General features: G+C 73.3%; 24 protein-coding genes and 1 tRNA gene. 12 read left to right on the top strand and 13 right to left on the bottom strand.

The genetic code is table 11. The annotated features are described in order from the left end of the window. Nucleotides 1–3: 3 nt before the first annotated feature. On the bottom strand, nucleotides 4–417 hold the full coding sequence (locus H0S66_RS06460; RefSeq protein WP_179614653.1) for a hypothetical protein: 414 nt from the start codon (nucleotides 415–417) through the stop codon (nucleotides 4–6). A 103-nt stretch (nucleotides 418–520) separates the two neighbouring features. On the opposite strand from H0S66_RS06460, the gene H0S66_RS06455 reads away from it, so the two are divergent. The 3 genes from H0S66_RS06455 to hxlB are packed head-to-tail and all read left to right on the top strand — an operon-like array spanning nucleotide 521 to nucleotide 1,889. Continuing rightward, entirely contained in the window at nucleotides 521–751 is a 231-nt protein-coding gene (locus H0S66_RS06455; RefSeq protein WP_179614652.1) for a hypothetical protein, read from the top strand. Continuing rightward, complete coding sequence (locus H0S66_RS06450; RefSeq protein ID WP_179614651.1) at nucleotides 748–1,368, top strand: beta/alpha barrel domain-containing protein; 621 nt, start codon at nucleotides 748–750, stop codon at nucleotides 1,366–1,368. Before H0S66_RS06455 ends, H0S66_RS06450 begins: the two co-directional genes overlap by 4 nt. Next, nucleotides 1,365–1,889 (top strand): 6-phospho-3-hexuloisomerase, encoded by a 525-nt coding sequence (gene hxlB / locus H0S66_RS06445; protein WP_179614650.1) that lies wholly within the window; start codon nucleotides 1,365–1,367, stop codon nucleotides 1,887–1,889. The genes H0S66_RS06450 and hxlB overlap by 4 nt, the downstream gene beginning before the upstream one ends. Nucleotides 1,890–1,911: 22 nt before the next feature. Here hxlB and H0S66_RS06440 read toward each other — a convergent pair. Further along, nucleotides 1,912–1,985 (bottom strand) — tRNA-Gly (locus tag H0S66_RS06440). Nucleotides 1,986–2,864: 879 nt separating this feature from the next. Between H0S66_RS06440 and H0S66_RS06435 the strand changes: the two genes are divergently transcribed. Together H0S66_RS06435 and H0S66_RS06430 are read left to right on the top strand one after the other, a co-directional pair. Beyond that, entirely contained in the window at nucleotides 2,865–4,217 is a 1,353-nt protein-coding gene (locus tag H0S66_RS06435) for an MGMT family protein (protein ID WP_179614649.1), read from the top strand. A 23-nt stretch (nucleotides 4,218–4,240) separates the two neighbouring features. Then, nucleotides 4,241–5,713: a DUF222 domain-containing protein gene (locus H0S66_RS06430; RefSeq protein ID WP_338037247.1), complete on the top strand. Its 1,473-nt coding sequence runs from the start codon at nucleotides 4,241–4,243 to the stop codon at nucleotides 5,711–5,713. Nucleotides 5,714–5,723: 10 nt separating this feature from the next. On the opposite strand, the gene H0S66_RS06425 is transcribed toward H0S66_RS06430, so the two are convergent. Next, on the bottom strand, nucleotides 5,724–6,386 hold the full coding sequence (locus H0S66_RS06425; protein ID WP_179614647.1) for a hypothetical protein: 663 nt from the start codon (nucleotides 6,384–6,386) through the stop codon (nucleotides 5,724–5,726). A gap of 64 nt (nucleotides 6,387–6,450) precedes the next feature. Between H0S66_RS06425 and H0S66_RS06420 the strand changes: the two genes are divergently transcribed. Next, entirely contained in the window at nucleotides 6,451–7,980 is a 1,530-nt protein-coding gene (locus tag H0S66_RS06420; protein WP_179614646.1) for an amidohydrolase, read from the top strand. Between the two features lie 43 nt (nucleotides 7,981–8,023). Here H0S66_RS06420 and H0S66_RS06415 read toward each other — a convergent pair whose 3' ends face one another. The 3 genes from H0S66_RS06415 to H0S66_RS06405 all read right to left on the bottom strand — a co-directional run bounded on the left by H0S66_RS06415 (nucleotide 8,024) and on the right by H0S66_RS06405 (nucleotide 10,929). Next, nucleotides 8,024–8,668, bottom strand: a complete 645-nt coding sequence (locus H0S66_RS06415; protein WP_179614645.1) for a fasciclin domain-containing protein — start codon at nucleotides 8,666–8,668, stop codon at nucleotides 8,024–8,026. 119 nt (nucleotides 8,669–8,787) lie between these two features. Next, nucleotides 8,788–9,726, bottom strand: coding sequence for an SGNH/GDSL hydrolase family protein (locus H0S66_RS06410; protein ID WP_179614644.1), 939 nt, complete (start codon nucleotides 9,724–9,726; stop codon nucleotides 8,788–8,790). A gap of 33 nt (nucleotides 9,727–9,759) precedes the next feature. Further along, nucleotides 9,760–10,929 carry a PucR family transcriptional regulator gene (locus tag H0S66_RS06405; protein WP_179614643.1) on the bottom strand — a complete coding sequence of 390 codons (1,170 nt, stop codon included), beginning with the start codon at nucleotides 10,927–10,929 and terminating at the stop codon, nucleotides 9,760–9,762. 84 nt (nucleotides 10,930–11,013) lie between these two features. Here H0S66_RS06405 and H0S66_RS06400 point away from each other — a divergent pair, with 84 nt between their 5' ends. Next, complete coding sequence (locus tag H0S66_RS06400) at nucleotides 11,014–12,171, top strand: ferredoxin reductase (RefSeq protein ID WP_179614642.1); 1,158 nt, start codon at nucleotides 11,014–11,016, stop codon at nucleotides 12,169–12,171. 41 nt (nucleotides 12,172–12,212) lie between these two features. Next, the gene (locus H0S66_RS06395; protein WP_179614641.1) at nucleotides 12,213–13,448 is read left to right on the top strand and encodes a fatty acid desaturase family protein; all 1,236 of its coding nucleotides are present in this window, start codon (nucleotides 12,213–12,215) and stop codon (nucleotides 13,446–13,448) included. A 12-nt stretch (nucleotides 13,449–13,460) separates the two neighbouring features. Here H0S66_RS06395 and H0S66_RS06390 read toward each other — a convergent pair whose 3' ends face one another. The 3 genes from H0S66_RS06390 to H0S66_RS06380 form a co-directional block, all read right to left on the bottom strand. Beyond that, nucleotides 13,461–14,348 (bottom strand): hypothetical protein, encoded by an 888-nt coding sequence (locus H0S66_RS06390; RefSeq protein WP_179614640.1) that lies wholly within the window; start codon nucleotides 14,346–14,348, stop codon nucleotides 13,461–13,463. A gap of 16 nt (nucleotides 14,349–14,364) precedes the next feature. Continuing rightward, a complete protein-coding gene (locus tag H0S66_RS06385; protein ID WP_179614639.1) occupies nucleotides 14,365–15,606 on the bottom strand; it encodes an MFS transporter in 1,242 nt (413 codons plus the stop codon). Nucleotides 15,607–15,701: 95 nt separating this feature from the next. After that, nucleotides 15,702–17,321: an AMP-binding protein gene (locus H0S66_RS06380; RefSeq protein ID WP_179614638.1), complete on the bottom strand. Its 1,620-nt coding sequence runs from the start codon at nucleotides 17,319–17,321 to the stop codon at nucleotides 15,702–15,704. Between the two features lie 466 nt (nucleotides 17,322–17,787). Between H0S66_RS06380 and H0S66_RS06375 the strand changes: the two genes are divergently transcribed. Continuing rightward, nucleotides 17,788–18,108, top strand: a complete 321-nt coding sequence (locus H0S66_RS06375; RefSeq protein WP_180923824.1) for an MOSC domain-containing protein — start codon at nucleotides 17,788–17,790, stop codon at nucleotides 18,106–18,108. 144 nt (nucleotides 18,109–18,252) lie between these two features. On the opposite strand, the gene H0S66_RS06370 is transcribed toward H0S66_RS06375, so the two are convergent. Further along, nucleotides 18,253–18,981, bottom strand: a complete 729-nt coding sequence (locus H0S66_RS06370; protein WP_219633630.1) for a Type 1 glutamine amidotransferase-like domain-containing protein — start codon at nucleotides 18,979–18,981, stop codon at nucleotides 18,253–18,255. Next, nucleotides 18,978–20,630, bottom strand: a complete 1,653-nt coding sequence (pgm, locus tag H0S66_RS06365; protein WP_179614636.1) for a phosphoglucomutase (alpha-D-glucose-1,6-bisphosphate-dependent) — start codon at nucleotides 20,628–20,630, stop codon at nucleotides 18,978–18,980. Before pgm ends, H0S66_RS06370 begins: the two co-directional genes overlap by 4 nt. Before the next feature lie 24 nt (nucleotides 20,631–20,654). Between pgm and H0S66_RS06360 the strand changes: the two genes are divergently transcribed. Together H0S66_RS06360 and H0S66_RS06355 are read left to right on the top strand one after the other, a co-directional pair. Then, nucleotides 20,655–21,461 carry a crotonase/enoyl-CoA hydratase family protein gene (locus H0S66_RS06360; protein WP_179614635.1) on the top strand — a complete coding sequence of 269 codons (807 nt, stop codon included), beginning with the start codon at nucleotides 20,655–20,657 and terminating at the stop codon, nucleotides 21,459–21,461. Between the two features lie 4 nt (nucleotides 21,462–21,465). Continuing rightward, the gene (locus H0S66_RS06355) at nucleotides 21,466–22,980 is read left to right on the top strand and encodes a PQQ-binding-like beta-propeller repeat protein (RefSeq protein ID WP_179614634.1); all 1,515 of its coding nucleotides are present in this window, start codon (nucleotides 21,466–21,468) and stop codon (nucleotides 22,978–22,980) included. A gap of 97 nt (nucleotides 22,981–23,077) precedes the next feature. Here the strand turns inward: H0S66_RS06355 and H0S66_RS06350 are convergent, their stop codons facing one another. Together H0S66_RS06350 and H0S66_RS06345 are read right to left on the bottom strand one after the other, a co-directional pair. After that, nucleotides 23,078–24,016 carry an oxidoreductase gene (locus tag H0S66_RS06350; RefSeq protein ID WP_219633629.1) on the bottom strand — a complete coding sequence of 313 codons (939 nt, stop codon included), beginning with the start codon at nucleotides 24,014–24,016 and terminating at the stop codon, nucleotides 23,078–23,080. Nucleotides 24,017–24,024: 8 nt separating this feature from the next. Beyond that, nucleotides 24,025–24,846: a maleylpyruvate isomerase family mycothiol-dependent enzyme gene (locus H0S66_RS06345; RefSeq protein WP_179614633.1), complete on the bottom strand. Its 822-nt coding sequence runs from the start codon at nucleotides 24,844–24,846 to the stop codon at nucleotides 24,025–24,027. A gap of 60 nt (nucleotides 24,847–24,906) precedes the next feature. Between H0S66_RS06345 and H0S66_RS06340 the strand changes: the two genes are divergently transcribed. Then, nucleotides 24,907–25,233 carry a hypothetical protein gene (locus tag H0S66_RS06340; protein WP_179614632.1) on the top strand — a complete coding sequence of 109 codons (327 nt, stop codon included), beginning with the start codon at nucleotides 24,907–24,909 and terminating at the stop codon, nucleotides 25,231–25,233. Nucleotides 25,234–25,252 lie beyond the last annotated feature (19 nt).

Below are 25,252 nucleotides of genomic sequence, written 5' to 3'. Positions count from 1 at the left end.
TCGTCAGTAGGAGGGCTCGCTGCTGGTGGGGCTGGCGCCGGGCTCGGGAGGCAGGAGGCCGCGCTCGCGCAGGTCCGCGTAGGCAGCCCTGTTCCTCGCGAAGTACCTCCGCTCGAGCTCGGCGTCCTCCACCGGATCGACCGACGCAGCACGCATCGAGGCCGGGACCTCGATCGGCTCGGTGTCCCCGTTGGCGAAGTACCGGGTCGCCAGCATGCCGGGGTGGCGGTGGTCCGAGAGCAGGTCGAGGAAGTGCCGGCCCTGCCCGTCCTGGCCCCAGGCCCAACCGATGTACATCCCTCGGTGCCGGCTCTGGCCCCGCTCGCGGCTCGCGACCTCCGCGCCGTCCACCTGTCGGTAGTCCTCGGGGACCGATCGGAGGGCCTGCTCGGCGCACTGCAGCCTGTCAGCGTCCATGGGGCGAGGTTACGTGTGCCGCGACCCGCCACGGCCGGGTCGCGGCGGTGGACTGGTTAGCGGGGGCGGCCCGGCTGCGGTCGGCGCCAACACATCGGGGCGGGTGATCGCCACCGGCGCCACGGTGCATATGTCGACCTCGGTCGAGGCGGTGGCCGACGGCGCCGCGCTCCAGGCGGCCGCCTGCCTGCACGGCGACGACGTACGCGACGTGCGTGACGCCCGGGCCGCCGAGCTGCTGCCCGACACCCAGCCGCGGCCGGGTGGCGCGTTAGAGGAGCTGTTCGCGCGCTACCTCGCCGCCGCCGAGTGGCGCGGAGGGGACCGGTCGTGACGCTGCTCGTGCACGCCGCGGCGCTCGACGTCACCCTGGCGGGCAGCGTCATCGCCGTCCCGGCCGCCGACCGCCTGCGCCACGCGCGCTCGCTGACCGAGCGGGGCCACTGGGTGCACGCCGACCGCATCGAGGGCTCCTACCGCGGCCAGGCCGGGGTGGGCCTCGACGAGGTGCACGAGCTGGCAGGCCTCCCCGACGTCCGGCTCGACGTGCACCTGATGGTCGATGACCTCGAGAGCGACCTGGCCGCCCTGCCCGAGCGGGGCATCGGCAGGGTGACGCTGCAGTGCGACGGCCGCGACGACGTCGTCGACCTCGTACGCCGCAGCCGGCGCCAGGCGCCCGAGGTCTGGCTGGCGGTCCACGACGAGCCGCTCGCGCTCGCGCGGCTGCGGGAGGCCGACGCCGACGGGCTGCTGGTGCTGCTGACCCCGCCCGGCCAGCCCGGGCAACTGGCCGACCTCGACCGGCTGCGACTCGTCGAGTCAGCGCGCGGGCGCGGCTGGCCGGCCGGCGTCGACGGGGGCGTGACCGACGAGGGGCTCGAGCGGATCTCGGCCGCCGGCGCCCGGTACGCCGTCGCCGGCCGCGCCCTGGCAGGGGCGGCGTCGTGAGCGCCATCCGTCGTGTCGTCGACGAGGTCGCGGGGGTGCTGGCCGAGGTCGACCAGGACGCCTTCGACCGTCTGGTCGCAGAACTGCGGGAGCCGGGCCGGACCTGGTTCTGCACCGGCCAGGGCCGGTCGGGGCTGGTGGCGCGGATGGCGGCGATGCGGCTGGTGCACCTGGGCCACCGCGCGCACGTCGTCGGCGAGGCGACCGCCCCGTCCATCAGCGCCGGGGACGCGCTGCTGGTGCTCTCGGCCTCGGGCACGACCGCGGTGAGCCGGCACCACGCCGAGACCGCCCGCGGGGTCGGCGCCGCCGTCGCGCTGGTGACCACGGCCGGCCCGAGCCCGTTGCGCAGCCTGGCCGACGTCACGCTCGACGTACCGGTCTCGGCGTCGGTGCAGTTCGGCGGCAGCCTCTACGAGCAGGCCGCGCTGCTCACGCTCGACGCGGCGGTGCTGGCGATCGACGCCGGCGACCTGGCGACTCGCGAGGAGATGCACCGGCGGCACGCGAACCTGCAGTGAGGCCGCAGGCCCCGGGAAAGACTGGAGCGGACGCGAGGATTTGAACCTCGACCTCTTCCCTGGAAGGGAAGCGCGCTGCAACTACACCACGTCCGCAGGGCCGGCCTCTGACGAGCCCGGCTCGGTAGGAGTATGGACCATCGCCGCGGCAGTGCAGGCGCCAGGGTCGCGTAGCGACGAACGCGGTGAAGTGACACATATCGGTTGAGATTGGCCCGTAGGAACCTGCCCTGTCTGAGCGGGGGACTTCGTCACGCAGCATGCTCGGGCCTTGAACGTATGGGAACCTCGCCTTGTGGACGTCTTCGACCGCATCCTCCCAATCGTGACACTGTTGCTCGGTGCCCTAACGACTTTTTTTCTTCAGAGGTCGAACTCGGGATACTCTCGCCGAGTTGCAGCTGGAGATCTTCTAGCGGACATGCGCCGTCAGGTTTGGTCGAAAGACGCTCTTGACGGTTGGGTGCAGCTTCAGGTGTACCTCGGGCGACTACGCGTTCATCTCCGCGAAGTTGGGGTTCCGGAATCCATCATTGGTTCGCTGTCTGAGGCAGCCGAGGCCTTCTGGAACGCTACCGAGGAAGAGCCCGAGCACGGGTTGATCTTGGTCAACGGCAGCGCTGTCTCAGATGAACTAGATCGAGCCGAGGCGAGAGTCCATATGTGGCTGCGCAACGACTGGCACAGCAGGGTCGGCCAGCGACGTCAGCGGGCGCAAGTCCTCAAGTATGTAGAGGAGCGGTGAAAGCCCCTCGATGACGGGCCAGGGTCCGCGTACTAGCGTCAGAAAGACGCACATCTGATGTGCACACAGAGTACAGACCCGTCACCTGGATTACCGGCCGCGTCTGACGCGGATCCCTTAGGGGAGCTCAGCCCTACCTTGCCAGAGAACCCACGCATTGCGCGGAGCGACGGCGTTCGCCCGGGCGATCTGTGAGTGCCGGCCCGTCAGGCCCCGTACGCTGTCGACACATGTCGCCCACCCTGCGTGCCGCCACATACGAACTCGACTTCGATGACCTGTACGCCAGGATGTGGGACATCGCCACCGACGACCGCGGCGATCAAACCAGGCTGTATGAGCCAACACCCCGCGGTGCGCTCAAGTGGCTCATCGCCGACCTGGCCGGGCCTCCCGCCGAGTCGGGGCGGACGATGCCCGAGAACGACGCCATCCGTCGCCAGGCACACCGCGTACTCAAGGATGAGGGCTGGGCCGAGCGAGTTAGCGATACCCGCTTCCGCCTCCTCCGACCGCCATCGAAGGCTGACGAGTTCGCCGCGCTCCACACACTCATGTCAGTCATTCCGGCGGGTCGATGGACCACCTATGGCGATGTGGGGTCGTTGGTCGACGTCCACTCGCGAGGTCTGGGTAGCCACATCAAGAACTGCCCACGTTGCCCGAACGCCGTCAGGGTGCTCACATCTGGCGGACAACGACACGGAAGCGGCTTCCGCTGGAGCAACCCCGACCGAAACGACGACCCCAACGACGTCCTTGAGCAGGAGGGCGTCAGGTTCGAGAACGGTCGCGCCGCCGTAGAGCAATACCTGCCTGCTCTGGAGTTGGCTCGGCTCTTTGCCGCGCGCCAAGGCCGGCAGGAGTCGTTCGACTGGCCCACAATCGAGTGGGTAAAGGTGCCGATTGACCGAGAGACCCAGGAGCCGAACGGATCCCCGATCAGGATGCGGCACTTCTTAGACTGCTCCCATTGGTTCCGCGGCGCCGACGACCGGCTGCTGGGAGAGCCACCTCTGCTCGCCACCAACGACCAGATGCGCGGTCTCCCGGCGTGCCTTACCTGCGTCGCGAAGGCCAAGAGCGCGAACAACCCCGGCCGCGGACCTCGCATGACCGCGGACTCTCCTGCCCCGGCCACCATCCCAAAGGCAAGCAGATTTCCTCGGCCGCGCGACACCGCCACCGACGGCATCGCCCTGATCGCTGTCCGACGGGAGCAACGCTTTCTTCGACAGCACCTCCTGGGCGACCGCACCGAAGCCCCATGCGCCATCTGTGATCGCCTACTCCCACCGCGACTTCTCGTCGCGGCGCACATCGCACCGCGATACTCCCTGGGTGAAGCCGAGCGCCTCGACTTCACCTCGGCCGCGATGCTGGCGTGCAGGCTCGGCTGTGACGCCCTCTTCGAACACGGATACATCGCTGTCGACGACGAGGGACACCTCGTGGCGCACCGTGATGCCGAGAGCGCGGCGCTGAGCCTCAGCGTGTCCGAGCTCGTTGGCCGCCGGGTAGCAGCGTTCGGCCCCGCCACCGCACCCCGGTTCTCGAGCCACCGCACACTGCATCAAAGCTGACCGAGACGGGAAACTTGACCCCGATGCGGCGATTAGACACAGTCGCGGGGCGCACTCTAGCGGCGAAAGGCAGTGCTCGTCGCCGTTCTGCACAGTGCGAGTTCGCGACCGACCTCAGTGTCGGTGGCTGGTGCTTGAGTGGGTTCATGCTCGGGAAGCCGGTGGTGGGGGAGATGTCGGAGGACGCTGTCCTCGACACTGCTGCCGCGCTCGCGACCACCGCGCAGCAGGCGGAGGTGCAGATGCTGGTGGTGGCGTACCGGTGGGCGGTGCTCAACGATCCCGACCACAAGTTGGACCCTGTTGAGGTGTCGAAGCCGGGGCGGGAGCAGGTCAGGCAGTACGGCGGTGCGGGCACGCGGCCGGTGAGTGAGTTCGCGGCGTCGCTGTTGGGGGCGCGGATCGGTCGCAGCACGTATGCGGCCGCGGCGTTGATCGCGGATGCGCAGGACCTGCAGGACCGCCACCCGGTGCTGTGGGGGCGGGTGCTGGCTGGGGAGGTGCGTGCCTCGTATGCCCGGTTCGTGGTCTCGAAGACCCGCGAGCTCGACGCCCTCGAGGCGGGCTGGGTCGATGGCGAGGTGGCGGAGTCCGCGGACGGGCGGATCACCTGGACCCGGTTCGAGGCGCTGGTGGTCGGGAAGGTCGCGGCTGCGGCACCGGAGCTGGCGCGGGAGAAGGAGGAGCGTGCCCGGCGGGCGACGTTCGCGAAGAAGATCGGGACGCCTGAGCACGGGATGGCCTCGTTCCTGATCCGGGCCCCGATCCCGGTGATCGAGCAGCTCGACACCGCCATCGGCGCTGTCGCGGAGCGGTTGCGCGAGCGACTGCCTGATGATCCGCATGCCGCCGAGGTCCTGCGCCAGCCGGTGGGTGAGGAGCAGCCCGACCCGACCCCCACGGCGGTGAGTGCCGATGAGCGGCGGGTGCTGGCGGTGCTGATGCTGGCGAACCCCGGCACCGCCCCCGAGGGCCTCGACATCGGTGCCCTGGCGCCGCGCGCCGAGCTGGTGGTCCACCTCGACGGCCGTTCCATCGCCGATGCGGGCGAACCGCTGCCGCCGATCGGCCGGGTGGAGGGCCACGGCCCGGTGACCCGCGAGTGGGTCCGCGACGTCCTCGGACCGCACGCGAGGTTCACGATCCGCCCGGTGCTGGACCCGTTGGGTCAGGTGCCGGTCGATGCCTACGAGATCCCGGCCCGACATAGGCGGGCCGTGCGGGTGATCTCGCCGGCCGACGTGTTCCCCTTCTCCTCCGGCACCAGCAACCGGATGCAGGTCGACCACACCGACCCCTGGGCACCCGGGGACGCCGGGGGTACGAGCGAGGTCGGGAACTACGGGCCGATGACCACCACCCACCACCGCGTCAAGACCCACGGGCACATGCGGGTCAAGCAGCCCTACCCCGGCGTGTTCGTGTGGCTCGACCCCTACGGCGCGCTCTACCTCGTCGACCACACCGGCACCCGCCGCATCGACCACGCCGCCTGAGCCTGGCGGACTACCCGACCCGGGCGCTCTCCGCGATCCGGTCCAACAGCTCCACCATCGCGTCGCGGTCGACCCCGCGCCCGATCATGCCCAGGTAGTACTGCGCCGTCTCACCGGTGCCCGGCGTCGTCAGCCACCGCTCGAGCGAGTGCCGCCGGAAGCCCTCCGCGACGTAGGTGACCTCCAGCCCGTCGTAGGTCTCCTCGACGACCTCGAGCTCCTGTACCTCCGAGGCCGTCGCCAGCGCCCCCACCCGCGCAGCCCGCGCCGCCGGCACGCTCTGGAAGAGGTTGGCGACCTGGCGCACCCGCAGGAAGTAGAGGTTCTTCGCGTCGTCCGGCCCCGGCGGCGGGTAGAAGCGCCACTCGCCACCCGCCGAGTCGCTGCGCACCCACCCCTTCGGCACCGACACCGACACCGTGAAGGGCGCCATGCCCAGCTCGACCCGCCGCAGCGGCAGGTCACGGGCCAGGGCCGGGTCGTCGCGGTCCTCGCGCACCAGCACCGGCCGGTCCGTCGGGTACGCCGGGTCGACGGCCACCATCGGCCGCACCTCGCCCAGCGGGGCAGGCGTCTCGCGGTCGGCGCGCGCGACGGCGTACCCCGCCACCCCGCCCGTCAGGGCGAGCAGCACCACCACGGCGGTGGCCGACCCGAGTCCGCGCACGCTCACGCGCTCACGGTAAACCCTCGGGGGCACGTCGGTGTGACGGGCGTCCCGGCCCTACCGTTGCGCCATGAGCAGCCTGATCATCCGCCACGCGCGCCTGGTCCCGGTGCACGCGGGCGACGTCGTGCCCCACGAGCCCGTCGACGTCCTGGTCACCGACGGCACCGTCACGGCCGTGGGCGAGAGCCTCGAGCGACCCGACGGGCTGCGCGAGGTCCAGGCCGACGGCCGCTGGGTCATCCCCGGCCTCTGGGACCAGCACGTGCACCTGGCCCAGTGGACGCTGAGCTCGGGCCGCCTCGACCTCGGCGGCGCCCGCAGCCCCGAGGCCGCGCTGGCGATGGTCGCCGAGCGCGTCGCGGAGTACCCCGACCTGCCCGTCATCGGCTGGGGCCACCGCTCCGCCGGCTGGGACCGCGACGTCACCGTGCACGAGCTCGACGCCGTCACCGGCGAGACCCCCGTCGTGCTGATCTCCGGCGACGGCCACCACGCCTGGCTCAACACCGTGGCCCTGCTCTTCCTCGCGATGCCGGTGCGCGACTCGGTCGTGCGCGAGGCCGAGTGGTTCGCCGCCTACCCGCGCCTGGCCAGCCTCGTCGGCAACGACGGCACCTCCCCCGAGGCCTACCGCCGCACCCTCGACCACGCCGCGTCGATGGGCGTGGCCGGCCTCGTCGACTTCGAGTTCAGCGGCGGCGCCGCCGAGTGGGCCGAGCGCTGGGTCGAGGGCTGCGACGTGCTGCGCGTACGGATGGCGACGTACGCCGAGGGGCTCGACCCTGTCCTCGCGCACGGGCTGCGCAGCGGCGACCCGCTGCGTCTCGACCTGCTCGGTGCCGGCCCCGTCGACCCGCGCCTGACCATGGGCCCGCTCAAGATCATCAGCGACGGCTCGCTCAACACCCGCACCGCCTGGTGCTGCGAGCCGTACGGCGACGCGCACCGCCTGGAGTACCCCTCCGGCCAGCCCAACCTCTCCGGCGCCGAGCTGCGCGACCTGCTGCGCACCGCGCACGCCGCCGGGCTCGAGGTCGCCACCCACGCGATCGGTGACGCGGCCGTCGCCGAGGCGCTCGCGTCGTACGCCGAGACCGGCGCGCGCGGCTCGATCGAGCACGCCCAGATGGTCAACCGCGCCGACGTCCGCGAGATGGCGCGCCTGGGCATCCGGGCCAGCGTGCAGCCGGCGCACCTGCTCGACGACCGCGACCTGACCGAGCGGATCTGGGGCGAGCGCTCCGAGCGCTGCTTCGCCTTCCGCTGGATGCTCGAGGACGGGGTGCGGCTCGCGATGGGCTCCGACGCCCCGGTCTCCCCGCTCGACCCGTGGCTGGCGATGGCCGCCGCGGTGCACCGCAGCGGCGACGAGCGCGAGGCCTGGCACGGCGAGCACGCGCTGACCCCCCAGGAGGTGCTCTCCGCCTCGGTCGACGACCAGCCCACCGTGCGCGCCGGCAGCCGCGGCGACCTGGTGCTGCTCGACGCCGACCCGCTGCCCCACGGCTCCGCCGAGGAGCAGGCGCGTCAGCTGCGCGACATGCAGGTGGCCGGGACCTGGGTGGCCGGCCGAGAGGTGTTCACCACCCTCGACTGAGCACCCGGTCCCGGCCGCCGTGCCCCCTGACCGGGTCCCTGGGTCAGAGGTCGATCGGGCGCAGCACGCGGTTGACGGCGTGCCCGATCTGCTTGTTTCCCTTGTTGATGTCGACCGCGACGACGCGGGGGTCCTTGGCGTCGGGGTCCTGGTCCTGCAGGGTGATCGCGCCGTTCTTGCCGTTGACGTGGACCGTCACGTCACCGCCCTGGGCGGTGGTGAGGGCGACGCCGTCGGCCTTCGCGACCGCGCCGGAGTCCAGCGGCTCGCCCGGCACCACGTGGTAGAGCAGCACGGTCTCGAGCGTGTCGACGTCGACGTTCTTGATCAGCGCCTTCGCGGCGCGACGCTCGGTGCGCGCGGCCTTGCCGCCGACCAGGTGGCGGGTCAGCTTCTTGAACGCGAAGTCGTTGGGCAGGAAGGCGGTGGCCTCGAACGACGGGTCGGCCAGGACACCGACCGTGGAGCCGGGCTTCTTCTTCAGCACGACGCGGACCACGCGGTCGAGGACGTCGAAGTCCTTGCCCGTGCGGTCGAACTTGTTGCCGTCGGCGGCCAGGACCTCGGCGAGGCTGGTGCCGCCGCCCTTGGCCTCGGCGGCCTGCGCGGGGGCGGTGGTGGCAAGTCCGGCGGCCAGCAGTCCGGTCGTGGCGACGGTCGCGACGAAGCGGTTCTTGATGGTGCTCATGACGGTTGTTCCCTCCGGTGAGATGGGCCCCTCCTCCAGGGGCGCCTCATGAGGTGTTCGACGTCACTCCCCACCCGGACGGGTGAGATGGCCGACCGGATGGGTCCGGGCTGCGACTTCTACCGAGCGGCCTCGGCGGGGGTCTGCGCCAGCAGCCGCAGCAGCTCGTCGGCGACCGCCTCCTGCCCCGCGGCGAAGGGGTGGAAGGCCAGCGCCCGCTCGGGGTCGTTCTCCTGGCCGTTGACCCACGGGTCGTCGGAGCAGATGTCGTGGCCCTGGCTCAGCGCGTAGAGGTCGACGTACTCGACCTCGGCGCGCCGGGCGGCGTTCTCGAGCGCGTCGGCCAGCCCGCGGTTGAGCGTGCGCGCCACCGGCAGCGCCTCGTCGTCGAGCGGCAGCGCGGAGCAGGTGCCCTGCGCCGGCACCAGCCGCGGGTAGCCCACCAGGATCACCCGCGCGTCGGGTGCCCGGTCGGCCACGCCGGCCAGCGCCGAGGTGACCCGGTCGCTCACCTGGTCGAGCTGCTCGGTGATGTCACCGACGACGTCGTCGGCCTCCACCTCGCCGACCGCCAGCCCGCCCGAGGCCAGGGTGCTGAAGAGCCCGAAGTCGTTGCCGCCGATGCCGAGGGTGACCAGGTCGGTGTCCTCGTCGAGCGCGTCGAACTGGGCGGGGCGGCTCTGGCCGTCGAAGGTGCGCTGCACCCCGACCAGCGACAGCGTCTGGGCGCCGGCGCAGCTGACGTCGGTGAGCTCGCTGCCGAGCTCGGCGGCCACGAGGCTGGGGTAGTTGCCGCTCGAGCGCAGGCACCCGTCGTCGCGGTCGGTCTCGGGGACGAACGGCGCCGAGGTGTAGGAGTCGCCGAGGGCGACGTACGACGGGTAGTCGCTCCCGCGCGCACCCTGCCGGCTGCCCTGCTCGCCGCGCTCCTCGTCGCTCGAGGGCGTCGGTGCGGGCGCCGCCTCCTGCTCCTGGTCGTCGCCGCAGGCGAGGAGGCCGCCGGACAGCAGGGCGGCGGTGGCACCGGCGGCGAGGGCCCGGGTGAGGCGAGAGGTCATGGCGGCCACCGTACGGCGCCCGGCCACACCCCCTCAGCCCAGCGCGACCACCAGCGCCAGCACCGTCTCGGGGTCCTCGAGGTCGTCGCCGAAGAGGTCGCGCAGCTGGCCCATCCGGTAGCGCACGGTCTGGGGGTGCACGAAGAGCTCCGCGGCGACCTCGTCGCGGCGGCCCTGGTGCAGCAGCCACGAGCGCAGCGTCTCGGTGAGCTTCTCGGCGGTGGCCGGGCGCAGGTCGGCCAGCGGCGCGAGCACCGCCTCGCGCAGGTCGGCGCGGGCGTCGGCGTCGGCGGCCAGCACCAGCGCCGGCAGGTGCTTCTCGGTGTCGGGGCCCAGCCCCAGGGCCCGGGCCCGCCGGGCCCGGTCGAGGGAGGCGCGGACCTCCAGCCAGGGGCGCGGCGGACCGGCCACGGCGTCGCGGCCCTCGAGCGTGCGCAGCAGCGCGCCACGGGCCCGGCCGTGCGCGTCGGGCACCAGCAGCAGCCCGCCCTCCTCGACCTCGGGGGCGTCGGTCACCGCGATCGTGGCGCCGGGCAGCGAGACCAGCACCGGGCGCACCTGCGAGTCGGGCATCACCACGGCCGTCAGGGTGGTCGGCGGCTCCCACTCGGCACGGGCGGCGGTCTCGGCCACGCTCTCTGCGGGCGCCCCGGCCAGCAGCTGGCGCGCGAGCTTCTCCAGGAGGCGCTGGCGCACCCGGCCGGTGGTGGCCAGCTCGTCGGCGTGCCCGGCCACGCTGGCCGCCGACAGCTCGTCGATGTAGGCGAAGACCAGCTCGGCGAAGGCGCCCAGCGTCGGGGCGTCCATGCCGGCGCGCACCGCGGTCGCCGACATCTCGCGCCACGACACCCGGGCGCCGATCCGGTAGGCCGACAGCAGCGCGTCGGTGCTGCGTCCGCTGCGGGCCTCGCCGCGGCCCAGCTGGTAGGCGCCCTCGACCGAGGGGGCGGTGGGGGTGCGGGGGTCGGCGCCGCGCCGGCCGCTGGCCAGCGACAGGAAGCCACCCAGGGCCAGCTGCACCGCGTTGCGGATGTTCTCGCCCATCGACCCGGTCAGCGCGTCGTCGTACGACGGCACCTCGGCGATGATCGCTGCCACCACCCGGTCGGCGACCGAGGCCAGGTCGGCGCGCATCTCGGTGACCGCGCGGGCGGGCAGCTGGAGCCCGTGGCCGGCGATACGCCGGGGGATGTGTCGAGCCATGTTGTTCGCTCCGAACAAAAGGGAGGCAGAAGTCTGCGTCGTCTGCACAGGACTTTAGCGCCTGTGTCCAGCATCCTGGAACACATGACCAGCGCTTTCCTCGCCCCCGCCCCCGGCGCCCGACCGTCGTGGTCGAGCGCCCTGCGCCGGCAGGTCCGGCGCGTGGCCGAGGCCGCCGTCACCCCGCTCGAGGTCGACGACGTGCTCGACGTGTTCGTCCCGCTGCGCCGCGGCGCGCCGCTGCGCGGCCGGATCGTCGCTGTGCGCCCCGAGACCGCCGACGCGGCCACCATCGAGATCAAGCCCGGCGCCGACTGGGCCGGCCACGTGCCGGGGCAGTACCTGCGCATCGGCATCGACGTCGACGGGGTGCGCCACTGGCGCGCCTACTCCCTGACCCACGGCCCGCGCCGCGACGGGCTGATCTCGATCACCGTCAAGGCCGTGCCCGACGGCAAGGTCAGCGACTTCCTGGTGCACCGCGCCACGGTCGGCACCACCGTGCACCTCGAGCAGGCCGCGGGCGAGTTCGTGCTGCCCGAGACCGTCGTGGGCCAGCCGACCAAGCTGCTCTTCGTCACCGCCGGCTCCGGGATCACCCCGGTCATCGGGATGCTGCGCAACCTCTTCCCGGCCACCGACACCGGCGTGCTGCGCCTGCGCCGCAGCGACGACCTCGACATCGTGGTCGTCCACGTCGCCCCCACCGAGCCGAGCTCGATCTTCCGCGACGACCTCGCGGCGCTCGACGAGGCCGGCGCGATCCGCCTCGTGGCCCGCTACGACGACACCCACGGCGTCCTCGACGTCGCCGACCTCGACGACCTGGTGCCCGACCTGGCCGAGCGACGCACCTTCGCCTGCGGCCCCGCCGGCCTGCTCGACGCGCTCGAGGAGCACCACCGCGCCGCCGGCGTCGAGCTCTTCGTCGAGCAGTTCCGCACCGCCCGGGTCGCGCCCGGCGAGGGCGGCGCGGTCACCTTCGCCCAGGGCGGCACGGTCGTCGAGGCCGACGGCGCCACCCCGATCCTCGACGCGGCCGAGGAGGCCGGCGTCCTGATGCCCAGCGGCTGCCGGATGGGCATCTGCATGGGCTGCGTGCTGCCGCTGAAGGAGGGCTCGGTGCGCGACCTGCGCAACGGCGAGGTCACCACCGCCGTGCCCGGCGAGACCGACCCGCGAGGCGTCCTCGTCCAGACCTGCGTGAGCGCCGCGGCCGGCGCCTGCTCCATCGACCACTGACCCGCTCGACCACCCGTACCGCTCGACGCGAGGAGACCCCCATGACTGCCATCACCCGCAAGCCCGAGAACCCGATCGCCCACCTCAGCGACGCCGACATCGAGCAGATCGGCGCCGAGCTCGACGCGATCCGCCAGGAGGTCATCGACTCCCGCGGTGCCGCGGACGCGGCGTACATCCGCAAGGTCATCGACGTGCAGCGCAAGCTCGAGCTCGGCTCGCGCGCGATGCTGCTGGCCAGCGTGTTCCCGCCCGCGTGGGTGCTGGGCACCCTCGGGCTGAGCGTGGCCAAGATCCTCGACAACATGGAGATCGGCCACAACATCATGCACGGCCAGTGGGACTGGATGCGCGACCCCAAGATCCACTCCAGCACCTGGGAGTGGGACAACGCGACCCCGTCGGAGGCGTGGAAGCACAGCCACAACGAGGTCCACCACACGTACACGAACATCGTGGGCAAGGACAACGACCTCGGCTACGGCATCATGCGCGTCGACGAGGACCAGCGCTGGGTGCCGATGTACCTCGCGCAGCCGCTGTGGAACTTCATCAACGCCTGCTTCTTCGAGTACGGCATCGCCGCCTACGACCTCGAGCTCGGCAAGAACCTGCGCACCCCCAAGCACAAGCGCAGCGAGGCCTTCAAGGCCAACGTCAAGGGCACCCTGGGCAAGATCCGCAAGCAGGCGACCAAGGACTACGTCGTGCACCCGGCCCTGTCGATCCCGACCGGCTCGTTCCTGCCGACCCTGGCCGCCAACGCCACCGCCAACCTCGTGCGCAACCTGTGGACGCACTCGGTGATCATGTGCGGCCACTTCCCCGAGGGCGTCGAGACCTTCGAGAAGAAGGCGATCCCGGAGAAGGAGACCCGCGGCCAGTGGTACGTGCGCCAGATGCTGGGCTCGGCCAACATCTCCGGCTCCAAGGCGATGCACGTGATGACCGGCAACCTCTCGCACCAGATCGAGCACCACCTCTTCCCCGACCTGCCCTCCAACCGCTACGCGGAGGTCGCACCCAAGGTGAAGGCGCTGTTCGACAAGTACGGCCTGAACTACCACGAGGCGCCGCTGCCGGCGCAGGTCTACTCGGCCTGGCACAAGGTCGTGCGGCTCTCCCTGCCCAACGGCTGGATGGCCACCACCAACGCCAAGAACCTGCCCAGCCAGCTCAAGCTGCTCTACGGCATGACGACCAAGGGCCCCAAGGTGCGCCGCGCCGCCCAGGCCCGGCTGCAGCAGCAGGCCCGCAAGCTCGCCCAGGCGGCCTGAGCCACCGCCGGGTCACGGCAGGGTCCGCCTCAGCCGGTAGGTGCCGTGGCGGACCTCGTAGCCCAGCGCCGCGTTGACGGCCCGGATGCCGCGGTTGTGCTCCTCGTTCTCCGTCAGGCAGAGCGTGGCGCCGGCCGCGGCCGCGCGGCGGTGGATCTCCATCTTGACCATCAGCGCCAGCCCCCGGCCGCGGTGGACCGGGTCGACGCCGGTGTAGGCGATGAAGAAGTCCTCGCCGACGACGGTGCCCTGGGCGATGGCCGCCGGGCGCCCGTCGACGCGGGCCAGCACCCCGACCGAGCGGGCGCCCTGGCTGGAGGAGAGCAGCGAGGCGGCGGTGACGTAGCGCCCGCCGCGGACGGCCTCCGGGTTGGTCTGGCTGGCGCGCAGCATCGCGTCGAAGGCGGCCTGGTCGGGCACCCGCAGGTCGTCGCAGGCCTCCAGCGCGACCCCGGACGGCGGCAGCGGCTCGGGCAGGTCGACCAGCGGCAGCGCCGACTCGATCGAGAGCTCCTCGACCTCGTAGCCCCAGTGCCGGGCCACCGCCAGGGAGCGGGGCTCGTCGTCGAAGACCCGGCTGGTCATCAGGGTCGTGCCCGCCGGGGTGCGGCTCGAGAGCGCCCGGTGCAGCGCCGAGCCGACCCCGCAGCCCTCCGCGCCCTCGGCCACGGTCAGCCACTCCACCGCCCAGCCCGGGGGCAGGTGGGTGCCGCGGGTGATCCAGCCGTAGCCGAGCGTGGTGCCGTCGCCGCGCACCGCCTGCAGGGCCACCAGGCCCGGCCAGGTCTCCGGCACCATCAGCTGCCAGCCGGCGTCGGAGCCGGTGAGGTGGCGGTTGCGCGCGACACCGAGCGCGATGAGCGCCTCGTACTGCTCGGGGGTGGCCTGCTCGACCCGCATCCTCCGAGGATGGCACCTACACGAGGTCGCTGGCGAGAGGCTCCTGCTCCTGGCTGTCGCTGACGGCCGTGCGCAGCCGCCGCTGCTGGGTGGCCATCAGCACGGTGGCGAGCAGGGTCGTGGTGACCGTGACCGCGAAGGCGGCCGTCGAGCCGTGCACGTCGGCGAGCCGGCCAGCCACCGACGAGCCCAGCGCGTAGCCGATGCCGGTGGCGCTGGCCAGCGTCGTCATCGCGGCCCCCACGCGCGGCAGCGGCACCACCCGCTCGGCCAGCGAGAAGACCGCGATCATGTACGGCGCCACCGCGCAGCCCAGCACCAGCACGACCGCGGTCGCCCCGAGGAGGCTCTCGACCAGCAGCAGCGGCCAGCTGAGCGCGGCCAGGGCCAGCGCGGCGACCAGGGCGCGCCGCTCGTGGCCGATCCGCTCGGGAAGGTACGCCGTCGCGATGCCGGCGACCGCGCTGCCGACGCCGAGCGTGGCGTGCACCAGGCCGGCGACCCCGGGCTGGCCGGCCTCGGTGGCCAGCACCGTCGCGCCGGTCTGGGTGGCGCCGAAGAGCACGCCGACCAGCAGCTGGGCGGCGGCCAGCACCACGAAGACGAGGCTGACCAGGCGGCCGGGGTGCGCCGCGTGGTCGTGGCGGGGGACCAGCCGGGCGGAGCCGTCGAGGGCGAAGGCGCTGCCGAAGACCGCCAGCAGGACCGCGGCCAGGACCAGGCCGCCGCTGGGGGAGACCAGCACCGCGGCCAGGCCGGTCAGCGCGGGGCCGAGCGCGAACGAGGCCTCGTCGGCCGCGCCCTCGTACGAGAAGGCGGCGTCGACGAGGCGGCGCTGCTGCGGGCCGGTGCCCTCGGTCATTGGTCGCCAGCGCACCCGGGCGAGCGGGCCGACCTGGGGCATCGCCAGACCGGTCGCGGCCGCGATGGCCACGACGGCCGCGTCACCGGCGTCGGCGCCGACCGCTGCCACCAGGAGCACGAGGCCGGCGGCGCCCAGCAGGGACTGGACGAGCACGACCGGGCGCTGCCCGATGCGGTCGGCCAGTGAACCGGCGGCCGGGGCGCCGAGCGCGTTGGCCACGGCCAGGGCGCCGGCCGAGAGGCCGCCCAGGCCGTAGCTGCCCGACGCGGTCGAGACGAGCAGCAGCGTGCCGAGCTGGCTCATCGCCAGGGGCAGGCGGCCGAGGAACGCCACCAGGACGTAGGTGGGGCCGGCGAGGTCGATCAGTCGCCGGTAGGAGGACAGGGGGGTCACGGGGTGGTGCCTTTCGGGTGCGTCACAGCGACGCGCCGAACCCACCTCCAAGCGCGCGTTGAACCCTCTGCGCGCCCGATCCTACGGAAGGGTCCTCAGAGCTCGAGCATCCTCGTGGTCTCCTCGCGCATCTCGACCTTGCGGATCTTGCCGGTCACCGTCATCGGGAACTCCTCGACGACCAGCACGTAGCGCGGGATCTTGAAGTGGGCCAGGCGGCCCTCGCAGAAGGACCGCACCGCGGCGGCGTCCAGCGGCTCCGCGCCCTCACGCAGCCGGACCCAGGCGCAGAGCTCCTCGCCGTACCGCTCGTCGGGGACGCCGATGACCTGGACGTCCTCGACGTCCGGGTGGGTGTGCAGGAACTCCTCGATCTCGCGGGGGTAGATGTTCTCGCCGCCGCGGATCACCATGTCCTTGATCCGGCCCACGATCGTGCAGTAGCCGTCCTCGCGCATGACTGCCAGGTCGCCGGTGTGCATCCAGCCGTCGGCGTCGATCGCCTCGGCGGTGCGCTCGGCGTCGTCCCAGTAGCCGCGCATCACCGAGTAGCCGCGGGTGCAGTACTCGCCGGCGGTGCCGCGGGGCAGGGTCTCGCCGGTGACCGGGTCGACGACCTTGATCTCCAGGTGCGGGTGCACCCGCCCGATGGTCGCCGTACGCCGCTCGAGGTCGTCGTCGACGCGGGTCTGGCAGCTGACCGGCGAGGTCTCGGTCATGCCGTAGGCGATCGCGACCTCGCTCATGTGCATGTCGTCGACGCAGCGCTTCATGACCTCGACCGGGCAGACCGAGCCGGCCATGATGCCGGTGCGCAGGCTGCTGAGGTCGTGCTCGGCGAAGGTGGGGTGGTTCTGCATCGCGATGAACATCGTCGGCACGCCGTAGACGCCGGTGCAGCGCTCCGCGGCGATGGTGCGCAGCGTCGTCTCGGGGTCGAAGCCGGGCGCCGGGATCACCATGGTGGTGCCGTGGGAGGTGCAGCCCAGGTTGCCCATCACCATCCCGAAGCAGTGGTAGAAGGGCACCGGGATGCACAGCCGGTCCTCGGGGCCCAGGCCGATGAGCTCGGTGGTCATGAAGCCGTTGCCCAGGATGTTGCGGTGCGTGAGCGTCGCGCCCTTGGGGTAGCCGGTGGTGCCCGAGGTGTACTGGATGTTGATCGGGTCGTCGGGGTCCAGCGAGCCGGCACGCTCGGCCAGCGCCTCGTCGCTGACGTCGTCGCCGCCGGCGACCAGGGCGTCCCAGTCGTCGGTGCCGATGTGCACGACCCGGCGCAGGTCGGGGCACTGCGGGCCGACCCCGCGCAGCATCGCGGTGTAGTCGCTGGACTTGAACGACGTCGCGGCCACCATCAGCGACAGGCCGCTCTGGTTGACCGCGTAGGCCAGCTCGTGGGTGCGGTAGGCCGGGTTGACGTTGACCAGCACCGCGCCGGTGCGGGCGGCGGCGTACTGCACGAGGGTCCACTCGGCGCAGTTCGGCGCCCAGATGCCCACCCGGTCGCCCTTCTCGACACCGGCGGCCATCAGCCCCTTGGCGACCCGGTCGACGTCGTCCTCGAGCTCGCGCCAGGTCCAGCGGCGTCCGCTCGCGACCTCCACCAGCGCCTCCCGGTCGGGATGGGCGGCCACGGTGCGCGAGAGGTCGGCGCCGATCGTGGTGTCCGGGAGGGGCGGCTCGGTGGGGCCGGCGGCGTAGGAGTCCTGGGTCACACCGCGTACCTCACCAGGCTCGACCGGCCTGGACAAGACCCGGGCGTGGCAGGCTCGGGCGGGTGAGGGTCAGCAGGGTCGGGTACGCCGCCGCGAAGGGCACCCGTCACCTCGCCCGCGACCAGGTGGTGCTGGCCGCCGACGGGGTGGTCGGCGACCGGCGCTGGTGCTTCGTCGACGTCGGCGCCCGGCAGGTGCTGCGGACCGTGGCCCACCCGGGACTCGTGGGGCTGCTGCTCGACGATGCCGGTGACGACCTGGTGCTCGAAGCGCCGGGGCGTGCTGCGCTGCGGGCTCCCGCGGTGCTCTCGGGGGAGTCGGTCACCTGCGACTACTGGGGTCGCGAGGTGGCGCTCGAGCTGGTGGACGGACCGTTCGCCGAGGCCGCCTCCGCCCACCTGGGTCGCCGGGTGCGCCTGGCGCAGGCCCCGGCCGGCGGGGTCGTCTACGGCGGCTCGGTCAGCCTGTGGGCGAGGGCTCGCTCGCCGCGCTCGGCGGCCTCGACCCCGCCCGGGTGCGCGCCAACCTCGTCGTCGAGGGCGGTCGGGCCTTCGCCGAGGACGACTGGGTCGGTCGCGACGTGGCCGTCGGCAGCGCCGTCCTCCGCTTCACCACCCGCACCCCCCGCTGCGCCGTCCTCGACCTCGACCCGCTGACCGGCGCCCGCGGCTCCGGCGTCCTCACCGCCCTCACCACCCTCCGCGGCACCCCCACCCTCGGCGTCGACGGCCACGTCCTCCGCCCCGGCACCGTCCGCCCCGGCGACGAGGTCACCGTCGTCGGTTGAGCAGCGAGGGCCGAAGGCTCGAGCGTCGCCGAAACCCGGTGAGCCCATGGCGTACGGCGACCACGGTTGCGGTCTGCGAGTCACTCACGGGGTCTCGGCGACGCGCGTCGCTGGCGCTCCTTGCTGCTCGACCAACGGTGCTGGTCAGGGGAGGAGGCGGACCTCGAGCGGCTCCTCGACGGCTACCCCGCCCTCGCGCCGCACCCGGAAGGCACGGGCATCGGGGCGCTCCGACACGGCCTCGACGAGCTCGCCGTCGCGCCACAGCAGCGCCACCCCGTCGTGGGCGGCGTAGCCGGCGGGCAGGGCGCCGGTGCCGACCAGGTCGAGGTAGGTCGGGCGGCGCTCGGCCTCGCCGTCGTAGTGCGGGCAGGCGCTGCCGGGCAGCAGCCCGAGGCCGTCGGGCAGTGCGGCGAGCGGGCCGTAGGAGTCGGTGACCGAGCCCTCGTACCAGCAGTTCATGCCGGCGCTGATGCCGGCGAGCACCGTGCCGGCGGCCGCCGCCTCGCGCAGCACCTCGTCGAGGCCGTGCAGGCGCCACAGCGCCAGCAGGTTGGCGGTCGAGCCGCCGCCGACGTAGACCACGTCCTGGGCGAGCACGTGCGCGCGCAGGTCCCCGCCAGGGATCTGGTCGTAGTAGAAGAGCGGCAGCACGCTGGTCTCGGCGCGACCCCGGAAGGCGGTCTCGAACCCCTCGGCGTAGCCGGCCGCGTCGCCGCTGGCGGTGCCCACGAAGCAGACCCGGGGCAGCCCGCCGGCGCCCCGCGGGCTCTCCACCAGGGAGAGCAGGAAGTCGTCGAGCGGCGCCGGGACGGACCGGTCGTCGGCCATCGAGAAGCCGCCGCCGCCCATCGTCAGGATCGTGCCGGTCACTGCGACGACCCGCCCAGCGCGGCGCTGACCACCTCGCGGGCCTGCTCCTGGACCTGCGCCAGGTGGTCGGGGCCGCGGAACGACTCGGCGTAGATCTTGTAGACGTCCTCGGTGCCCGAGGGCCGGGCGGCGAACCAGGCCGACTCGGTGGTCACCTTGAGCCCGCCGATGGCGGCGCCGTTGCCGGGGGCCTCGGTCAGCTTGCCGGTGATCGGCTCGCCGGCGAGCTCGGTGGCGGTGACGGCGTCGGGGCTCAGCGCCGCCAGCGCGGCCTTCTGCTCGCGGGTCGCGGGCGCGTCGACGCGGGCGTACGCCGGGTCGCCGTGCTCGGCGACCAGCGCGGCGTAGTGCTGGGAGGGCGTCTGCTCGGTGGTCGCGAGGATCTCGGCGCCGAGCAGGCACAGCAGCAGGCCGTCCTTGTCGGTGGTCCAGGTCGACCCGTCGCGGCGCAGGAACGAGGCGCCGGCCGACTCCTCGCCGCCGAAGCCGAAGGAGCCGTCGATCAGCCCGGGCACGAACCACTTGAAGCCGACCGGCACCTCGACCAGCGGCTTGCCGAGCGAGGCGGCGACGCGGTCGATCATCGACGACGACACCAGCGTCTTGCCGATCCGGGCGGTCTCGGGCCAGTCGGGGCGGGCCCCGCCGAAGAGGTGCCCGATCGCCACGGCCAGGAAGTGGTTGGGGTTCATCAGGCCGGCGTCGGGGGTGACGATGCCGTGCCGGTCGGCGTCGGCGTCGTTGCCGGTGGCGATGTCGTAGGCGTCCTTCTGGGCCACCAGCGAGGCCATCGCCGAGGGGGAGGAGCAGTCCATCCGGATCTTGCCGTCCCAGTCGAGGGTCATGAAGCGCCAGGTGGCGTCGACCAGCGGGTTCACGACGTGCAGGTCGAGGCCGTGCCGCTCGGCGATCTCGCCCCAGTAGCCCACCGACGCCCCGCCCAGCGGGTCGGCGCCGATGCGCACCCCGGCGCGGCGGATCGCCTCGAGGTCGACCACGTTCGGCAGGTCGTCGACGTAGCCGCCGAGGAAGTCGTACGCCGTCGCTGCCGCCCGGGCCCGCGCGAACGGCACCCGCCGCACGCCGTCGAGGCCGCCGCGGATCAGCTCGTTGGCGCGCGCCGCGATCACCTTCGTGGCGTCGGAGTCGGCGGGGCCGCCGTGGGGCGGGTTGTACTTGAAGCCGCCGTCGGCCGGTGGGTTGTGCGAGGGCGTGACCACGATCCCGTCGGCCAGGCCCGAGCCGGTCGTCCGGCCGCCGTTGGCGCGCAGGATGGCGTGGGAGACCGCCGGGGTGGGGGTGTAGCCGTCGCGGTCGTCGACCAGCACCGTGACGTCGTTGGCGACCAGCACCTCCAGGGCGGTCGACCAGGCGGGCTCGGAGAGCGCGTGGGTGTCGCGGCCGATGAACAGCGGGCCGTCGTAGCCCTGCTCGCGGCGGTACTCGCAGATCGCCTGGGTGGTGGCCAGGATGTGGGTCTCGTTGAAGGCGGTGCGCAGCGAGGTGCCGCGGTGCCCGCTGGTGCCGAAGGCGACCTGCTGGTCGGGGTCGTCGGGATCGGGCACGCCGGTGTAGTAGGCGGTCACGACCTGCGCGACGTCGATGAGGTCGGCTGGCTCGGCGGTGGTCCCGGCACGCTCGTGGCTCATTCCCGCATCATGCATCATGAGCGCATGAGCAACCGGACGAGCCACGTCGCCTGCACCATCGAGGACGGCGTCGCCCACGTGCGTCTCGACCGCCCCGACAAGCTCAACGCGCTGACTCTCGACGTCCTCGACGACCTCGTCTCGACGGCCCGGATGCTGCGCCGCGACAAGACCCTGCGTGCGGTCGTGCTCTCCGGCGAGGGCGACGCCTTCTGCGCCGGCCTCGACTTCGCGACCGTGATGCGCACCCCGGGCCGGGTCGCGCTGGCCTTCGTGCCGCGGCCCTGGCGCGGCACCAACACCTTCCAGGAGGCCTGCTGGGCCTGGCGCCGGCTGCCGGTGCCGGTCGTGGCGGCGGTCCACGGGCACTGCCTGGGCGGCGGGCTGCAGATCGCGCTGGCCGCCGACTTCCGCATCGCCACCCCCGACTCGCAGTGGTCGGTGCTCGAGGGCAGGTGGGGGATCATCCCCGACATGTCGGGCGTCCGCTCGCTCAAGGAGCTCGTCGGCATCGACGTGGCGAAGCGGCTGACGATGACCGCGGAGACCGTCACCGGCAAGCAGGCCCACGACCTGGGCCTGGTCACCGAGATCGACAGCGACCCCGTCGCCGCCGCCCTCGAGCTCGCCGAGCAGCTCAAGGGCCGCTCGCCCGACCAGCTCGCCGCCGCCAAGCGGCTCTTCGACGACACCTGGACCTCCTCGGCGCGCCACACCTTCGCCCGCGAGCGGGTCGAGCAGGCCTGGCTGCTGGTCGCGCGCAACACCAAGGCCGCCCGCGAGGCCGCCTTCCAGCGCGTCGCCCCCGAGTTCGGGCCGCGCCAGCGCTGAGCGCGTGAGGTTCTGGCGCACCGCGGTCCTGCTGGGCCTCGGCCTGCTGTGGTGGTGGCTGGGGCCCCTGGTGCCGCTGCTCGCCCTGGCGGGCCTGGCGCACCCGCGGGTGCGGCGCGCCTGGCGGCCCGGTCGTCGTACGGTCGGCGGCTGGGGGCTGGCGCTCGCGGTGCTCGCCGGCCTGCTGGTGCTCGTGCCCGACGGTCTGCTGCCGCTGCCCAGCGGCTCGGGGGCGCTGGTCACCCCCGGCTACACCGGCCGGCCCGTCACCCCGCAGCCGCTCACCCTCGACGCCCCCGGCACGGCGGCCGTCGCCGGGCCGCTCGGGCTGAGCCCCGAGGTCGACACCGCCTGGTACGGCGCCGAGCAGTGCGCGGGGATCGACGTCACCACCGGCGGCCGGCTGGTGGCGCTGTGCGGCGAGGGCGACGACCAGCGCCTGCGCGTCATCGACGCCGACACCCTGCGCCCGCTGGCCGGCAAGGACCTGCCCGACCCCGACGGTGCGCCCGGCTGCGCCCGGGTCGGCTTCCACCTCGACGCGGCCGACCGGGTCGTCGTGCCGACCGCCGACCGGCAGGTGCTGGTCGTGGCCACCGCCGACGGCGCCGGCGAGGCCGACCTGACCACCCTCGAGACCCACGACCTGGGCGCGCTGGTGCCCGACGACGACTGCCTGCTCTCGGTGGCGCCCGACAGCGACGGCCGCATCTGGTTCGTCACCCGGCAGGGCCGGGCCGGCTTCCTCGACCCGCTCGGCGGCCCGCCGCAGCTGCTCGAGCTCGACGAGGAGGTCGCCAACCCGCTCACCACCGGCCCCGACGGCGGCGTGTACGTCGTCACGGTCGGCTCCGTGGCCCGCCTCGACGTGCGCGGCGGCGAGCCGGTGCTGACCTGGCGCAGCGACTACGAGCGCGGCAGCGCCACCAAGCCCGGCCAGCTCGCCCAGGGCAGCGGCTCCCCGGCGACGCTGCTGGCCGACGGACTGATCGCGATCACCGACAACGCCAACCCGCGCATGCACGTTGTCGTCCTCGACGGCGCCGACGGCGAACGGGTCTGCCAGGCCGAGGTCTTCGACGACGACGCCTCGGCCAGCCAGGGCGCGCTGGTCGCCGTCGGCCGCGGGGTCGTGGTCGCCAACACCCACGGCTACGACGGGGTGCTGCGCACCGTCCTGGGCCGGGTCCCGACCGGCGGCCTGGCCCGCGTCGACGTGGTGGGGCGCGAGTGCGTGCCGGCCTGGACCTCCGAGGTCGTCTCGCCCTCCGCGACGCCGGCGGTCTCCGCTCAAGCCGGGCTGCTCTACTCCTGGACCAAGCGCAAGAGCTGGTGGGGCGTCGACGCCTGGTACCTCACCGCCCTCGACGTCCGCACCGGCCGCCCCGCCTTCTCCGTGCGCACCGGCCGCGGCCCCCTGCTCGACAACCACTGGTCCGAGGTCACCCTCGGCCCCGACGGGGCGGCGTACGTCGCCACCCTCGGCGGGCTGGTGCGGGTGCGGGACGAGCAGCGCTAAACCCCCTGCATGAGTCCCCGGCCGGCCGGGGACTCATGCACTTGTCAGGGGTTGCAACACCTGACAAGTGAGCGACTCGCCCGTCCAGCACCTGGGGTCAGGGGTAGCTGATGCCGGTGACCCGCTCGCTGAGCTCCCACAGACGGCGCTGGGCGATCTCGTCGTGGGCGAGGCGGCGCGCGGTGACGACCTGCGGCGCGCCGGACATCTCGCCCAGCCCGCCCGGCCCGCAGTACGTCGACCCGGGCAGGTCGGCGGTGGCGGCCATCAGCGTCGGCCAGGCACCGTGGGCGACCGGCTGGGAGACCGCCTTGATGGCGCCGTCGAGGATGCTGGCGACCCCGCCGCTGGTGCGGCCGTACTGGCCGTTGACGGCGAGGTGGCTGCCGGCGAAGCCGGGGTGCGCCGCGGTCGCGAGCACCGGCACCTCCGCGGCCCGGCAGCGCCGGTCGAGCTCGAAGGTGAACAGCAGGTTGGCCAGCTTGGTGCGCGCGTACGTCGGCCAGCGCGAGTAGCGGCCGGTGGTGCTGCGCGGGTCCTCGAGCGGGGCGCGCCGCGCCGCCCGGTGGAACTGCGAGGACACCGCCACCACGCGCCCGCCCTCGCTGTCGACCAGCTGCGGCAGCAGCAGCCCGGTCAGCAGGAACGGCCCGAAGTGGTTGGTGGCCATCTGCAGCTCGAGGCCGTCGGCGGTGCGCGAGTACGGCGTGCCCATCACCCCGGCGTTGTTGACCAGCACGTGGATCGGCCCCAGCCGGCCGGCGGCCGCGGCCGCGCGGCGTACCGAGGACAGGTCGGAGACGTCGACGAGCAGCGGCTCGAGGTCGGCGCCGGGCACCTCGGCCTCGATACTGGACCGGGCCTCGTCGAGCTTGGCCTGGGTGCGCCCGGCGAGCACCACGCGTGCGCCGCGGCGGGCCAGCTCGAGGGCGGTGACGTGGCCCAGGCCGCCGACCGACGGGCCGGTGACCACGATGGTGCGCCCGGCCTGGTCGGGGATGTCGGCCAGCCGCCAGGTGTCCACGGGCCTGTTCACCGGGGCGCTCACGGGGTGGTCGCCATCGACGCGACCACCCGGGCGCCGAGCTCCTGGTCGCCCTCGACCCGTACGGCGCCGGGCTCGGCGTCGCAGCGCCCGCCGGCCAGCCGGGCGAAGGAGTCGCGGTCGAGGTGCAGCGCCACGGTGGGGGTCGCCGGGGGAGCCACCGGCCGGCCGCGGCCGTCGTCGCCGACGGCGTGCGCGACCGGCTCGCAGCCCTCGACGTGCAGCACCAGCGTGGTGCCGGCCGGTGCCCCCACCTTCTTGGCCAGCACGTAGCCCATCGACTCCGCGAGGTACTCGATGGTGTGCTGCGCCGCAGCGCTGTCGAGGCCGCCGGGGCGACCGGTCGCGCGGCGCACGTCCTGCTCGTGCATCCACACGTCGAGGGGCCGGTTGCGCAGCAGCGTGCCCCAGCTCCACGGCACCCCGCCGAAGACCCGGTCGGGGGTCGCGGAGGCGTCGGACGGGGGGTCGGCCAGCAACGCCGTGCGCCGCGCGGTCGCCGCGGAGCGGATCTCGTTGATGATCGCGTCGGGCGAGGCGTCGCGCCGGTTGACGACGCCGATCTCGGTGTAGAGGTTCATCAGGCCCGTCGCGTGGGCGGGCTCGCCGACCTCGGCGTGCTCCTCGACGCCGGTGGCCAGCACCTGCTCGAGGTGGGCGACGTGGGCGGCGACCGCGCGCACGTCCCAGCCCGCGAGGTCGGTGGGAGTCGCCCACTCGGCCTCGTCGAGGTCCTCGAGCAGGGCGGTGAAGTCGTCGATGGCCTGCCACCAGGTCTCGGCGTAGCCGGCGAGGAGGTCGCGGTCGTCGGGGGCGCTCATGGGCGGCAGCCTAGAGCCCCCGTAGTCTCGGTCGTCGAGGAAGCACGAGGAGGGGTGGCCATGGCGGCGACACGATCGGCGCGAGCCCGCAAGGCCACGGCCGAGGCCGGGGCCCTGGCCACGGTCACCATCGACGTGGGCGCCGACGACTCCTTCGTCTACCGCATCGGCTGCTCCGAGTGCACCACCTCGGCCTCGGCCCGGGCCACCGGTCGCACCCAGCGCCGCGCGTGGTCGACGTACCGACCGGGCGCCGACAACGGCTATCTGGCCGCGATGGACCGGTGGACCTTCCACCTCACCGAGCAGCACCCCGGCCAGGAGGCGCCCTGCCTGGCCTACCTCGAGGCGGCCCAGCAGCGGCTGCACGAGCGCCGCCAGCACTAGCGGCCGCACTGGCGCCCGA

The organism is Nocardioides marinisabuli, assembly GCF_013466785.1.
Lineage (GTDB): Bacteria > Actinomycetota > Actinomycetes > Propionibacteriales > Nocardioidaceae > Nocardioides > Nocardioides marinisabuli.
This window is presented reverse-complemented; position numbering and strand designations above follow the sequence as displayed.